13 protein-coding genes are annotated in these 13,278 nt (G+C 58.8%); 11 read left to right on the top strand and 2 right to left on the bottom strand.

What is annotated here, in order from left to right:
* Positions 1 to 3: 3 nt before the first annotated feature.
* From ACGYLQ_RS13400 to ACGYLQ_RS13360, 9 genes are all read left to right on the top strand, one after another.
* Positions 4 to 1,077, top strand: a complete 1,074-nt coding sequence (locus ACGYLQ_RS13400; protein ID WP_100931415.1) for a branched-chain amino acid ABC transporter permease — start codon at positions 4 to 6, stop codon at positions 1,075 to 1,077.
* A 10-nt stretch (positions 1,078 to 1,087) separates the two neighbouring features.
* Positions 1,088 to 1,897: an ABC transporter ATP-binding protein gene (locus tag ACGYLQ_RS13395; RefSeq protein ID WP_100931425.1), complete on the top strand. Its 810-nt coding sequence runs from the start codon at positions 1,088 to 1,090 to the stop codon at positions 1,895 to 1,897.
* Between the two features lie 33 nt (positions 1,898 to 1,930).
* Entirely contained in the window at positions 1,931 to 3,169 is a 1,239-nt protein-coding gene (locus ACGYLQ_RS13390) for an ABC transporter substrate-binding protein (RefSeq protein WP_338054574.1), read from the top strand.
* Between the two features lie 97 nt (positions 3,170 to 3,266).
* Positions 3,267 to 4,517, top strand: a complete 1,251-nt coding sequence (locus ACGYLQ_RS13385; protein WP_088652428.1) for an ABC transporter substrate-binding protein — start codon at positions 3,267 to 3,269, stop codon at positions 4,515 to 4,517.
* A 93-nt stretch (positions 4,518 to 4,610) separates the two neighbouring features.
* Positions 4,611 to 5,372, top strand: coding sequence for an enoyl-CoA hydratase/isomerase family protein (locus ACGYLQ_RS13380; RefSeq protein WP_233152301.1), 762 nt, complete (start codon positions 4,611 to 4,613; stop codon positions 5,370 to 5,372).
* 11 nt (positions 5,373 to 5,383) lie between these two features.
* Positions 5,384 to 6,166 (top strand): enoyl-CoA hydratase/isomerase family protein, encoded by a 783-nt coding sequence (locus ACGYLQ_RS13375; protein WP_028095212.1) that lies wholly within the window; start codon positions 5,384 to 5,386, stop codon positions 6,164 to 6,166.
* A gap of 42 nt (positions 6,167 to 6,208) precedes the next feature.
* On the top strand, positions 6,209 to 6,967 hold the full coding sequence (locus ACGYLQ_RS13370) for an electron transfer flavoprotein subunit beta/FixA family protein (RefSeq protein WP_258095911.1): 759 nt from the start codon (positions 6,209 to 6,211) through the stop codon (positions 6,965 to 6,967).
* On the top strand, positions 6,967 to 7,893 hold the full coding sequence (locus ACGYLQ_RS13365; RefSeq protein ID WP_088652425.1) for an electron transfer flavoprotein subunit alpha/FixB family protein: 927 nt from the start codon (positions 6,967 to 6,969) through the stop codon (positions 7,891 to 7,893). Before ACGYLQ_RS13370 ends, ACGYLQ_RS13365 begins: the two co-directional genes overlap by 1 nt.
* Before the next feature lie 204 nt (positions 7,894 to 8,097).
* Entirely contained in the window at positions 8,098 to 9,255 is a 1,158-nt protein-coding gene (locus ACGYLQ_RS13360) for an acyl-CoA dehydrogenase family protein (RefSeq protein WP_394443367.1), read from the top strand.
* A 21-nt stretch (positions 9,256 to 9,276) separates the two neighbouring features.
* On the opposite strand, the gene ACGYLQ_RS13355 is transcribed toward ACGYLQ_RS13360, so the two are convergent.
* Both ACGYLQ_RS13355 and ACGYLQ_RS13350 read right to left on the bottom strand, forming a co-directional pair.
* Positions 9,277 to 10,443: a CaiB/BaiF CoA-transferase family protein gene (locus ACGYLQ_RS13355; RefSeq protein ID WP_088652423.1), complete on the bottom strand. Its 1,167-nt coding sequence runs from the start codon at positions 10,441 to 10,443 to the stop codon at positions 9,277 to 9,279.
* A gap of 33 nt (positions 10,444 to 10,476) precedes the next feature.
* A complete protein-coding gene (locus ACGYLQ_RS13350; RefSeq protein ID WP_394443365.1) occupies positions 10,477 to 11,622 on the bottom strand; it encodes a CaiB/BaiF CoA transferase family protein in 1,146 nt (381 codons plus the stop codon).
* A gap of 104 nt (positions 11,623 to 11,726) precedes the next feature.
* Here ACGYLQ_RS13350 and ACGYLQ_RS13345 point away from each other — a divergent pair, with 104 nt between their 5' ends.
* Both ACGYLQ_RS13345 and ACGYLQ_RS13340 read left to right on the top strand, forming a co-directional pair.
* Positions 11,727 to 12,104, top strand: coding sequence for a Zn-ribbon domain-containing OB-fold protein (locus ACGYLQ_RS13345; protein ID WP_088652421.1), 378 nt, complete (start codon positions 11,727 to 11,729; stop codon positions 12,102 to 12,104).
* Between the two features lie 3 nt (positions 12,105 to 12,107).
* On the top strand, positions 12,108 to 13,259 hold the full coding sequence (locus tag ACGYLQ_RS13340; RefSeq protein ID WP_088652420.1) for a thiolase: 1,152 nt from the start codon (positions 12,108 to 12,110) through the stop codon (positions 13,257 to 13,259).
* Positions 13,260 to 13,278 lie beyond the last annotated feature (19 nt).

Here is a 13,278-nt window from a genome sequence, read left to right as displayed (position 1 = left end):
GGGATGTTTTACAGACTTTCCGGCGTCCATCACGCCGACTACGTTTCGGACAGCCGTATCTTCAAGGTGCCTGCCGACAGAAATCTGACAGCATTCATCTTTCTGATCGGTCTTGCCGCGCCGTTCATCATTCCGTCGCTTTACCTGAACAGCTACTTGCTTCCCTGGCTGATCTGGACGGCCGCCGCTTTGGGGCTGAACCTGGTGACAGGTTGGGCGGGGCAGCTTCACCTGGGCTATGCCGCGGTCATGGCTGTCGGCGCCTATTCGGCGATCCATGCCGCGCGTTTCGGGGTGCCGTGGGAATTCGCCCTGATCATCGGCGGGTTGACGTCATCCGTGATCGGCAGCCTGTTTGCTTTTGCCGCTTTGCGGGTCAAGGGACTGTATCTCGCCCTTACCACTCTTGCGATGCAATTCGTGATGGACTGGGTTCTGACCCACTCTCCGGCGATCTCGGGGGGCTCACACGCGTCGCTCCAGTCACCGACATTGGCGCTGCTCGGGCAAGAGATTACCACTGATACTGGCTTCTACTATGTCGCCTTCGGCTGGTGTGTGTTGGTGACGATCTTCATGCTTAATCTCAAGCGTACTGGACTCGGTCGCGCCTTGGTCGCTGTCCGGGAAAAAGACTTTGCGGCCGCGATCCTGGGTGTGAACAGTTTCTACTACAAAATCCTCGCATTCGCGACTTCTTCGTTCATCGCAGGCGTCAGCGGTGCGTTGCTTGTTGCCACCTTTTTCTTTCTCGCCGCACCCGAGCAATTCTCGGTTGCCGTTTCGATCCAGGTTCTTGCGATGGTGATTGTTGGCGGCCTTGGCAGCATTATCGGTTCCTATTTCGGTGTTGCCCTGATCCTTCTTGTTCCGGGTATCGTGAATGGTCTCGTCGTCACGCTGAGTGACGGGCTTGGCATGCAGATCGATGTTGAAACACTCGCTCACATCCCGAACGCAGTCTATGGCGCACTGATCGTCATTATCCTTCTGATCGAACCACTCGGTTTGGGAAAACTCTACGGCAACATCAGAGACTATCTGATGGTTTGGCCCTTCGATCAGTTCAAGAAATAGGGGAATGCCGATGCAAGAAAAAGTTGAAGCCCAGAACATTCTATCCATGAACAGCGTCGAAGTACTGTACGACAATGTAATACTGGCGATCAAAGGTGTTTCGGTCCAAGTCCCAAAGGGCGAGATGATCGCACTCTTGGGATCGAACGGAGCTGGAAAAAGTACCACGTTGAAAGCGATCAGCGGTCTTTTGAAGGCCGAGCGCGGACGCATCAGCCGAGGTGAGATAACGTTCCAGGGAACGGACATTACCGAAGCGCCCGCGCAAAAACGCGTCGAGATGGGCATCTGTCATGTCATCGAAGGGCGGCGGGTCTTTGAACATCTGACCCCCGACGAGAACCTGACCGCCGCCGCGCCGCGCGGAATGTCCCGATCGACGCTGAATGCGGAAAAGGACAAGATTTACGCCTATTTTCCACGGCTTGCCGAACGCAAAAATTCCCAAGCAGGCTATTTGTCGGGTGGTGAGCAACAGATGCTTGCCATTGGGCGGGCCCTCGTGACCCAGCCGAAGCTTTTGATGCTTGATGAACCAAGCCTCGGGCTTGCTCCGTTCCTGGTCGAGGAAATCTTCGGCATCCTGCAAAAGATCAATAAGGATGAGGGCCTGTCCGTCCTGCTGGTGGAACAGAACGCCCTGGCAGCTCTGGAGATCGTTTCGCAAGGGTATCTTATCGAAAACGGCCGCGTCGTTATGCACGGCACGGCCGAGGCGCTCAAATCCAACTCCGACATTCAGGAGTTCTATCTAGGCGGCGGAGAGACCGATTTTCACAACGTCAAGCACTACAGCCGACGCAAACGTTGGCTGAGCTAACGTACTATTCGAAAACTGTTCAGGGAGGAAAAAATGAAGAGACTTACCAAAGCGCTGGCAGTATTTTCAATGGTTGGCGGGGCGCTGTTCGGCACCCAGGCGCTGGCCGAGCCATTCAAGATCGGCATCTGCTACGATCTCAGCAAGGCCTATACCTTTGCCACGCCGCAGGTTTCGCAGGCCGCGATGGACCTTGCCAAGCTCATCAACATGAAGGGCGGCATCGGTGGGGAACCGGTCGAAGTCATCGTGCGTGACCACGGGAACGAACCGCAGCGCGGAATCGAGTGCTACTCGAAACTCAGCCGCGAGGGCGTCTTTGTTTTCGATACCCTGTCCACTCCGGTCTCTCTGGCTATCCTGCCGCGGGCCATGGAAGACGGGCGTATCCTGATGCAGTCCCTTGTCGGCCGAGGCGATGCCGTCGACGGCACCGTTTTCGAATGGGTCTATCCGATCGGACCGACCTATTGGGGACAGGCGGCCAATGATGTTGCCTACATAAAGCAATTGCATGATGGCGACTTGTCGGACGTGAAGGTGGGGTTTGTGTATTTCGATTATCCTTTCGGACAGGAGCCGATCGAGATTCTCAAAACCTTGTCCGAAAAAGAGGGTTTCAAGCTTGAGCTTTACCCTGTGCCACTGCCTGGCAGTGACCAGGCCGGTGTGTGGTCCAAGGTGCGCCGGGACAACCCAGATCATGTGATTGTCTGGATGCTTGGCGGTGCGCATGTGGTTGCGTCGAAGGAAATGCAGCGCAATCGCATCCCGATGGACAAATACATTTCCGTCAACTGGCTGAACGAAGTCGATATCGCCAATATTGGCGACGAGGCCGCCAAGGGTATCAAGCGCGGTACCAATGTTGTGGGCGGTCAGGACGTCGCGCTGTATCAGGAGATCATGACCGAGCTCTACGACAAGGGCGAGGGTTCGGGCCCGATTGAGAAGACCCAGGACGTTTTCTACAACACCGGTCTGGCCATGTATTCAATCATGTTCGAAGCCGCGCGCAAGGCGGCAGAACTCGAAGGCCTTCCGATTACCGCAAAGTCCTACAAAGCGGGACTGGAGTCGCTTGAGGGATTCGACGCGAACGGGCTGATGGCCCCCATTACGGTGACGGCCGAAGATCATGGCGGCGGTGGCAAGACCCGGATCGAGATGTGGGACGGGGAGACTTGGGTGCCGCAAACCGACTGGATCTCTGAGTACACGGACGTCGTGTGGGACGTGGTGAAAGAAAGTTCGTCACAATACGAGCAGTGAAAGACTGGTAGCAGGAAGGGCGACGCTACGCGGGGCGGCAGCGGCGTTTACGAAACGGTATCACCGCCCCAAACCAAACCAACGGGAGAGAGAAAACATGAAAGTCAAACAGCACATTAAGGCAGTAGTCCTTGCTACTGCGCTGGCAGCAAGCGCGACTGTGGCCGCAGCGCAGGACAAGGAGCCGATCCGCTTCGGACTCTGCTTCGACCTTAGCAAATCCTACACTTTCATTTCGCCGCAGGTGGCTCAGGCCGCCCAGGATCTGGCGATGTACACCAACGAAAATGGCGGTATCGAAGGGCATCCGGTAGAAATCATCGTTCGCGATCACGGCAACGAACCGCAGCGCGGTGTGGAATGCTATGAGCAGCTCAAGCGCGAAGGTGTGTTCCTATTCAATTTTCTGTCCACGCCGGTCACGAACGCGGTTCTGCCGCGTGCCATGAAGGACGGCAACGTTCTGATGCAGTCCTTCGTTGGCCGTGGCGATGCAGTTGACGGGGAAGTGTTCGAATGGGTTTTCCCGGTCGGTCCGACGTACTGGCAGCAGGCGGCAAATAACGTTGCCTTCATCAAGGGCCAGATGGGCGGTGACCTGAGCAAGGCGAAGATCGGGTTCATCTATCTGGATTATCCCTTCGGTCAGGAACCAATCGAGATCCTGAAAACGCTTTCCGAGAAGGAAGGGTTCGAACTGGAGCTTTATCCCGTGCCGCTTCCCGGTTCGGATCAGGCCGGTGCCTGGAGCAATATCCGCCGTGATAAGCCAGATTACGTGATCAGCTGGCTTCTGGCTGGCGGGCATGTGGTTGCCTCGAAGGAAATGCGCCGCAACCGGTTCCCGATCGACCGTTACCTGTCGGTCAACTGGCTCAACGAGGTCGATATCGCCAACATTGGCGCACAAGAGGCAAAAGGCATTTTGCGCGGAACCAACGTGGCCGGTGGCCAGGAAGTTCCGATCGTCAAGACGATGCTGGAAACCTACTATGCCAATGGCAAGGGCAGCGGACCCGAGAATCTGGTGCGAGACGTGTACTATAACATGGGTATGGCGATTTATTCGGTCGGTTTTGAAGCCGCGCGTATCGCGATTGCCGAAAACGGTTGGCCGATCACACCGGAAAGCATGAAGAATGCCTATGAATCGATCGAGAACTTCGATGGAAACGGCACCATGGCCCCGGTTACAGTGACCGACAAAGATCATGGTGGTGGTGGCAAGACTCGGGTCGAGCAGTGGAATGGCGAAACCTGGGTTCCGCAGACCGACTGGAGCGCCGACTATCTCGACGTTGTGTGGGATGTCATCAAGCACAGCTCCGCGACTTTCAAAGTCGAGTAGGACACAGCTTCCCCGCGGTAAACATATCGCGGGGAAGCTTTACGCACCCAAGTTGTTCAGAGAAACGAAGCAGGTATCATGAGTCCCATTAACGTGAAGATTGAAGATGGCATTGCGACCGTCTGTATCAACCGGCCAGAACGCAAGAACGCGCTTTCTGTGGCGGCGACGAACGGGCTGACCGACGCCTGGGAGAAGATCGAGGCGGACGACAGCGTTCGCGTGGCCATTCTGACGTCGGCCGATTGCGGCGTTTTCAGCGCCGGATTGGATCTGAAGGAAGCTACACAAATCGCACGCGACGAGGGCGTCGATATTCTGACCAAGATGCGCGACCCGTTTCACGAGACCATGCGCGCCTGCAAAAAACCGATCATCGCGGCGATGACGGGGTCGCTGATGGCGGGCGGAATGATGCTGACGCTGAATTGCGATCTGAGGGTCGGTCTCAAGGGAACCAAGGTCGGCATTACCGAAGTAAAGATCGGTCGTGGATCGCCTTGGGCATCGCCAGCATTGTCCATGCTGCCGCAGCCCATCCTTATGGAAATTGTTCTGACCGGCGATTTGATGCCGATCGAGCGCCTGCACGAATACGGGTTCACCAACTATATCGAAGACACTCCCGATGCTGTCCGCGCACGGGCCTTCGACCTTGCCAAACGCATTGCCAGCGCGGCCCCGCTTTCGGTGATTGCGGCCAAAGGCGGCGTTCGCGCGACCATGGACCTGGGCTGTGCGGGTGGCCTGAAAGAGGGCAAGCGCCTGCACGAGGTGGTTTACGCCAGCAACGACGCGATTGAAGGCCCAAAGGCCTTTGCTGAAAAGCGAGCACCCGTCTGGACCGGGACCTGATGGAGACTTGAATGACTGAGCTTATTCGCCTGGACAGGGAAGGCCCTGTCGGAATCCTGCGTTTTCTTCAGCCGACAAAACGCAACCCTTACAGCATCGGGTTCGTCGAAGAACTGGTGGCGCTCCTGCGCGAAGCCGAACGGGACGCTACGATCCGTGCCGTTGTCATGACCGGCGGCGATCATTTCAGCAGCGGCGGCGATCTTGTCGGGTTTCAGTCCGAGATCGCCAAAGGCGCGCGGGCGACGTCGGAAATGGTGGACCTGGTTCACGATGGCGGACGCGCGGCCTATCTGTTTCGCAAACCTCTGATTTCTGCGGTATGCGGCGTGGCTTTTGGCGCGGGCCTCAGCCTGGCCTTGTCGGCGGACATTGTCGTTGCCGCCGAAGATGCCCGGCTGTGCGAAGTATTTGCACGCGTCGGCGGTTGTCCCGACACGGGATCAAGCTGGCTGCTTCAGCAGCGCGCCGGTGCGGGCGTGGCCCGGATGCTTGTGCTCACGGGCCGTGAAATCGACGGGCGCACCGCTAGGGACCTGCGCGTTGTCGAAGAATGTGTGCCGGCCAACCAGGTCGAAGTACGGGCGTTGGAAATTGCCCGCGAGATTGCAACGCACCCGATGTTTGGCGTTCAGACCGCCAAGCGTGTGATGCGCGCCGCAGCCGAGTGCAGCTATCTCGAGGCGCTGGATATCGAGCGCGATGCCCAAAGCGTTTTGCTGTGCGCGCATGACTTTCCCGAAGCGATGAAAGCGTTTTCGGAAAAAAGAACTCCAGAATTCAAAGACCGTTAGCTCGGTTGAAACCTTATCGCAAAACTCAAGGAGACCACGCCAATGAAGGTACTCGTGCCTGTGAAACGGGTGATCGACTACAACGTGAAGGTCAGCGTCAAGGCGGATGGCAGCGGTGTCGATCTCGCCAACGTTAAGATGTCGATGAACCCGTTCGACGAAATCGCCGTCGAAGAGGCGATCCGCCTAAAAGAGGCCGGCAAGGCCGAAGAGGTCGTCGCGGTATCCATCGGCGTCAAACAGGCGCAGGAAACCCTGCGCACCGCACTGGCCATGGGCGCCGACCGCGCCATCCTGGTCGTCGCAGCGGATGACGTGCACCAGGATATCGAGCCGCTGGCAGTGGCCAAGATCCTTGCCAAGGTCGTGGAAGAGGAACAGCCCGGTCTGGTTCTCTGCGGCAAGCAGGCGATCGACAACGACATGAATGCCACCGGCCAGATGCTGTCGGCGATCCTCGGTTGGAGCCAGGCGACCTTTGCCTCGGAAGTGGGCATCGATGGCGACAGCGCCGTCGTCACCCGCGAGGTCGATGGCGGCCTGCAGACCATCAAGGTCAAGATGCCGACCGTCGTTTCCGTCGACCTGCGCCTGAACGAACCGCGCTATGCGTCGCTGCCCAACATCATGAAGGCCAAGAAAAAGCCGCTGGATGAAAAGACGGCCGCCGACTATGGCGTCGACGTCACCCCGCGCCTGACCGTGGTCAAGACGTCCGAGCCGGCCGAACGCGCCGCCGGTGAAATGGTTGGCTCGGTCGACGAGCTGGTTGCGAAACTCAAGGAAAAGGGGGCGGTGTGATGGCTGTTCTTCTTCTTGCCGAAGTCAACAATGGTGAACTATCGATGGACGCGACCGCAAAGGCGGTCACCGCGTCCAAGGCCCTGGGCGACGTGACGGTTCTGTGCGCCGGCGCGTCTGCCGCCGACGCCGCGAAAGAAGCCGCGACAATCGACGGCGCGGCCAAGGTGCTGGTCGCCGAAGACCCCGCGCTGGGTCATCGCCTGGCGGAATCGACCGCCGACCTGATCGTGTCGCTGGCAGGCGACTACGATCACATCGTGGCACCCGCCACCACCGACGCCAAGAACGTGCTGCCCCGCGTGGCCGCGCTGCTGGACGTGATGATGCTGACCGATGTCTCCGGCGTGGTCGATGCCGACACGTTCGAGCGCCCGATCTATGCAGGTAACGCGATCCAGACGGTGAAATCGGGCGACGCAAAAAAGGTCGTGTCCTTCCGCACCGCCAGCTTCGACGCGGCCGGCACCGGTGGCTCGGCCGCCGTGGAAACCGTGGGCGGCGCATCCGTTTCGGGCCTGTCGGAATGGGTCGAAGACAAGGTCGCCGAAAGCGACCGTCCCGAACTGACCTCGGCCGGTATCGTGGTTTCGGGCGGCCGTGGCGTCGGCTCGGAAGACGATTTTGCGCTGATCGAGAAACTGGCCGACAAGCTGGGCGCCGCCGTTGGCGCATCCCGCGCCGCCGTCGACTCGGGCTTTGCACCGAACGACTGGCAGGTCGGCCAGACCGGCAAGGTGGTCGCGCCTGACCTGTATATCGCCGTCGGCATCTCGGGTGCGATTCAGCACCTTGCGGGCATGAAGGACAGCAAGATCATCGTCGCGATCAACAAGGACGAAGAGGCCCCGATCTTCCAGGTTGCCGATTACGGTCTGGTCGCCGACCTGTTCGAGGCCGTGCCCGAACTGACCGACAAGCTGTAAGCCATTGCAAAAAAGTATAAAAAGGCCCGCCTGTTTTGTCGGGCCTTTTTATACGAGCCGAATGGGCGGCGCGTTGATTGGATAAATCCGGATGCGCACGGTCCGAAGCCGTGTGACGCCCCGTCAGAACGGCTCGGGTTCATTGTGAGAAAAAAACACTTGTTAGATTTTTTCAATGCAAGCATGACTCGATAGGAATAAAACATGTCTCTGATCAAGAACTCCCCGAGTTGGGCAGTGGATGAACACAAGATGTTCGCCGATAGTACACGCAGGCTTTTCGATGCAGAGATGGCTCCGAAGATTGAAAAATGGGCGGAGCAGGGAATTGTTGACCGCGACTTCTGGAAAACAGTCGGTCAGCAGGGTGTCATGAGTGGCTCGATTGCCGAAGAATATGGTGGGTTCGGTGGCGGCATCGGGTTCGACGCGATTACCGTCTACGAGCAGGGGCGCACCGGTGATACGGGTTGGGGCTATGGGATCCAGTCCATCGTAATCCATTATCTCAACGCATATGGCAGTGAGGAACAGAAGAAAAAGTGGTTGCCGAAACTGGTCATCGGCGACAGCGTTGCGGCGATTGCCATGACCGAGCCTGGAACGGGCTCTGACCTCCAGAACGTACAAACCTATGCGGAAAAGGATGGCAACCACTACAAGATCAACGGTTCGAAGATCTTTATCACAAACGGGCACACGGCGGATCTCGTTGTTATCGTGGCAAAGACCGACCGCAACGCCGGCGCTAAGGGCGTTTCGTTGATCGTTCTGGAAACCGAGGGCGCCGAGGGCTTTCGCCGGGGACGGAACCTGAAGAAACTGGGTATGAAAGGTTCGGATACTGCTGAGCTGTTCTTCGAGGATGTGCGCGTGCCTACGGCGAACCTGCTTGGTCCGGAAGAGGGGCAGGGGTTCTACCAGCTGATGAAGCAGCTGCCTTGGGAGCGGCTGATGATCGGCATTACCGCCCTCGGTTTTATTGATTTTGCGATCGATGAAACGGTGAAATATGTTCAGGACCGCAAGGCATTTGGAAGCCGGATCATGGACTTCCAGAATACACGCTTCAAACTGGCGGAATGCAAAACCAAGGCCGAATTGCTACGTTCCTTCGTAAATGACGGGCTCGCGCGTCTTGAAGCGGGCGAACTTGATGCGGCCACGGCTTCGATGGCGAAGTGGTGGGGCAGCCAGACGCAGAACGAGGTCATGCATGAATGCCTGCAACTGCACGGCGGTTACGGTTTCATGATGGAATACCCCATCGCGCGTCTTTATGCCGACAGCCGGGTCCAGATGATCTATGGCGGCACCAACGAGATCATGAAGGAACTGATCGCGCGTTCGCTGGATGTTTGATCCGTCCGGTGCCGGGTGGGGCTATTCCCTACCCGGCACCAGAATCTCGTCGCTGTGTTCCCCAAGTCGCGGGGCCGGGCGATGATCATGCCGCGCCGGTGTTGCCGAGAATCGTATCGGCGGGCGTGTCGTCCAGATCGGTCCTTCGGATGGGTGATCAATCCGTTGGAAGAAGCCGGTCGCGGCAAGATGGGGATCGTTCGGCAAATCTGACAGGTTGCGCACCGGCATGGCGGGTATGTCTGCCTGCTCCATCAGGGCAAGCCAGTCATCCGTGGTCCGGGTCAGCGCAATCTGCGCCACCATATCGTATACCGCGCCGATGTTGCGGCTTCGGGCATCCATGTCAGTGACCCAGACATGGTCGATCATGTCGTCGCGCCCGACCGCCTGAAAGAACCGCGCCCATTGCACGTTGGTGTAGGGCAGAATGGTGATATAGCCATCTACCGTCTGAACCGGACGCCTGTGCGGAACCAGCATGCGGGCATAGCCGAAATCCTGCGGAGCCTCTTCAAAGGTGGCACCATCCATATGTTCGATCAACAGGAAGGCGGCCAGCGTTTCAAACATCGGAACCTCGACATGCTGGGCTTCTCCAGTGCGCTCGCGGTGGAACAGAGCACCCATCACGGCATAGGCAGCAGTGACCCCGCCAAGCTTATCGGCGAGAATTGTCGGGGCATAAGCGGGCGGTGCCTCGGGGTCGCGCAAGGTAGCCAAGCTGGCCAATCCCGACACCGACTGGACGGAATCGTCGAATGCAGGCTTGGCGGCATAGGGCCCGTCCTGCCCGAAACCGGTGGCGGATACCGTGATCAGGTTCGGGTTTTTCTGGCGTAGGGATTCGGGATCCAAACCCAATCTGGCAAGCGCCGCAGGCCGGATGCTCGAAATCATCACATCGGCATCGATGAGCAGTTTGCGCAACTGATCGCGACCGGTTTGTGTTTTGAGGTCGAGTACGACACTGCGCTTGTTACGGTTGGTCCCCAGAAAAGCGGCCCCCATCAGCTTGTTGCGCGATGGCTGGACCTGGCGAAGAAGATCGCCCTCGGGGCCTTCCACCTTGATCACATCGGCCCCCAGATCGCCCAGCATCTGCGTCGCCAAAGGTCCGAAAACTACAGAAGTCAGATCGACGATCTTCACGCCTTGAAGGATCGCCGGTTTGTTCTCAGCGGTCATTTGGTTGTCCACCGTTTTAGTTGTCCACCGTTTTCATGAAAGGGGCCCGAATTCGGCGCGTATGGCTTCACCTTCCGCATCGAAGGCCGGGCAGGGGCCCAGTGCCGTTTCGCCGAGGCTGCGCCGGATCGGGGGTGTCGGGACGTTGATCTCGCCCGAGGGTGTGCCTATCAGGGATCGGTCAAGCTGCGGGTGATCGGACAGGGACGCCACGTCGTTCACCGCGCCGGAGGCAATGCCCGCAGCGTCAAGGCGCTTCAGCATCTCGGTGCGATCATGCGAGGCGAACACGGCCTTGATGAGCTCTTCGAGCGCGGGTTTGTTTTCAATTCGTGACGTGTTGTCGTGAAAACGGGGGTCGGTTGCCAGCGCCGCGTCGCCCAGTATGTGTTCACAGAACCGTTGCCATTCGCCGTTGTGTTGCACGGTAATGACGACAAGCTGGCCGTCTTTGCACTGATAGGCCCCGTAGGGACAGATGACCGTGTGGTTCAGCCCGACACGCGGTGTAGGCTTGCCAAGGTAATCGTGATACAGCAGCGGTACCGACATCCAGTCGGCCATCACATCGAACATTGCTACGGAAACGCCGCTGCCCTTGCCGGTGCGATCACGCCCGACAAGTGCTTCGCAGATTCCAGCATGGGCTGTCATACCGGTGGCGATATCGCAGACCGACACGCCCACCCGTCCTGGTCCGTCGGGTGTACCGGTCACTGATGCCAGACCGCTTTCGCATTGCACAAGAAGGTCGTAGGCCTTGGCGTTGCGCATCGGGCCGTCTTCGCCATATCCGGTGATGTCGCAGGTCACCAGGCGCGGGAACCTCTTTCGCAGACTTGTGGAATCGAGCCCGAGCTTGGCCAGCGCGCCCGGCAGGAGGTTCTGAATAAACACATCCGCGTTTTCCAGAATCCTGAGCAGGATTTCCCGGTCCTCGTCGGCTTTAATGTCCAGCGCCACCGATTCCTTTCCTCGGTTAAGCCATGTGAAATAGGCGCTTTCGCCGTTGGCGGCGGTATCGTAGGCGCGGGCGAAATCGCCGGCTCCCTTGCGTTCGATCTTGATCACGCGCGCGCCGGCATCGGCCAGCCGCGAGGAGCAAAAAGGCGCGGCGACTGCCTGTTCCAACGCAACGACGAGTTTGCCGGAAAGGGGGGCTAAGTCTGAACCTGGCATGAGTTTCTCGCAAATGATCTTGAATGGTTGACTAAATCTAACAATTGTTAGAAACATAATCAATACGGTTGGACGAAGACTGGATCGCTTGAAGGAGAACGCTGGTGCAGGACGCCATAGGACCAGACCAATTTTTCCAACGCGCGCTGGCAGAGGGAGAGATCCTGCTGCCAAAGTGCGACGACTGCGGGGCCTATCACTTTTTCCCGAGAGTCTTGTGTCCCCATTGTCATGGCAGCGCGATTTCTTGGATGAAGGCGAGGGGCAAGGGACGGGTCCACACCACAACGGTCGTGCGCCGAAAACCCGAACGGGGCGGTGACTACAACGTATGTGTCGTCGAGCTGGACGAGGGTGTCCGGATGATGAGCCGGGTCGAGGGCATCGCCCCGGGTGAGGTCGCTATCGACATGCCTGTAACCGCTTTCGTGGGCGAGGCCGAGGGCGCTCCGGCCGTGCTTTTCAAGCCGTCGGAGAGATAAGCCATGACCATTGAACTTCGGGGGAAATCCGCCATCGTGGGAACTGGTCATGCCGGTTTCGGAGAAGCCCATGGCCTGACGGCCTATGATGTCATGGCGCAATCTGCGCTTGCGGCGCTTGGCGATGCCGGGCTGAAACTGTCCGACGTCGACGGGCTGTTTTGCACCATGATGGAAGACAGCATGCCGGCGCTTATGGCGGCGGAGTATCTGGGCATCCAGCCCCGTTTCATTGATGGCACGATGTCGGGCGGTTCGTCCTTCGTAAACTACCTGACGTCCGCGACCATGGCGCTGGACGCCGGTCTGTGTGATGTCGCGCTGATTGTTTATGGCTCCAACCAGCGCACCGCGTCGGGCAGACTGGTGACCGCTTCACGTCCGCCGGCCTACGAGGCGCCGTATAATCCGCGCTATCCGATCTCGGCCTATGCGATGGCGGCGGCGCGGCACATGCATGAATATGGCACCACCCGCGAACAGCTGGCCGACGTGGCCGTCGCCGCGCGGGCCTGGGCGCAGCGCAACCCCGAAGCGTTCGAGCGCGGCCCGCTGACCCGCGAGGACGTGCTGGGTGCGCGCATGGTGGGCGATCCATTGACCGTGCGCGACTGTTGTCTTGTCACCGACGGTGGCGGCGCGATCGTAATGGTCCGCGCGGACCGCGCCCGGGATTTCCCGAAGGCGCCTGTCTATGTGCTGGGCAGTGCGGCGGAGAGCTCGCACCGGCAGATTTCCCAGATGAAGGATTTCACCGTGACCGCGGCCCGCGACTCGGGCGCGCGCGCCTTTGCGGCGGCCGGAGTGACCCCTGCGGACATACAGGCGGTCGAGCTCTATGATGCCTTCACCATCAACACGATTTTGTTTCTCGAAGATCTTGGGTTCTGCGCGAAGGGCGAGGGAGGGGCCTTTGTCGAGGGCGGACGCATCGCGCCTGGCGGCGTCTTGCCGGTGAACACGAATGGCGGCGGCCTGTCCTGCGTGCACCCCGGGATGTACGGAATCTTCACAGTGATTGAGGCTGCGCGTCAGATCCGTGGCGACGCGCCGGGCATTCAATTGAAAGATGTCGACCTGGCGCTGGCGCATGGCAATGGTGGTGTGCTGTCCAGTCAGGTCACGGCCATACTTGGATCGCAAAACACGCTCTGACGGCAACTAAGGGAGGAAA

The organism is Sulfitobacter sp. 1A12779, from assembly GCF_043557315.1.
Taxonomy (GTDB): domain Bacteria; phylum Pseudomonadota; class Alphaproteobacteria; order Rhodobacterales; family Rhodobacteraceae; genus Sulfitobacter; species Sulfitobacter faviae.
Note: the sequence above shows the minus strand (reverse complement) of the source record. Positions and strands in the feature narration are given on the sequence as shown.

What these genes read in the sequence shown, in the direction of transcription:
- ACGYLQ_RS13360 (WP_394443367.1), top strand. Translation starts at nt 8,098, where the DNA reads ATGTCTCTGATCAAGAACTCCCCGAGTTGGGCAGTGGATGAACACAAG.
- ACGYLQ_RS13370 (WP_258095911.1), top strand. Translation starts at nt 6,209, where the DNA reads ATGAAGGTACTCGTGCCTGTGAAACGGGTGATCGACTACAACGTGAAG.
- ACGYLQ_RS13365 (WP_088652425.1), top strand. Translation starts at nt 6,967, where the DNA reads ATGGCTGTTCTTCTTCTTGCCGAAGTCAACAATGGTGAACTATCGATG.
- ACGYLQ_RS13390 (WP_338054574.1), top strand. Translation starts at nt 1,931, where the DNA reads ATGAAGAGACTTACCAAAGCGCTGGCAGTATTTTCAATGGTTGGCGGG.
- ACGYLQ_RS13350 (WP_394443365.1), bottom strand. Translation starts at nt 11,622, where the DNA reads ATGCCAGGTTCAGACTTAGCCCCCCTTTCCGGCAAACTCGTCGTTGCG.
- ACGYLQ_RS13355 (WP_088652423.1), bottom strand. Translation starts at nt 10,443, where the DNA reads ATGACCGCTGAGAACAAACCGGCGATCCTTCAAGGCGTGAAGATCGTC.
- ACGYLQ_RS13395 (WP_100931425.1), top strand. Translation starts at nt 1,088, where the DNA reads ATGCAAGAAAAAGTTGAAGCCCAGAACATTCTATCCATGAACAGCGTC.
- ACGYLQ_RS13375 (WP_028095212.1), top strand. Translation starts at nt 5,384, where the DNA reads ATGACTGAGCTTATTCGCCTGGACAGGGAAGGCCCTGTCGGAATCCTG.
- ACGYLQ_RS13385 (WP_088652428.1), top strand. Translation starts at nt 3,267, where the DNA reads ATGAAAGTCAAACAGCACATTAAGGCAGTAGTCCTTGCTACTGCGCTG.
- ACGYLQ_RS13400 (WP_100931415.1), top strand. Translation starts at nt 4, where the DNA reads ATGTTTTACAGACTTTCCGGCGTCCATCACGCCGACTACGTTTCGGAC.
- ACGYLQ_RS13340 (WP_088652420.1), top strand. Translation starts at nt 12,108, where the DNA reads ATGACCATTGAACTTCGGGGGAAATCCGCCATCGTGGGAACTGGTCAT.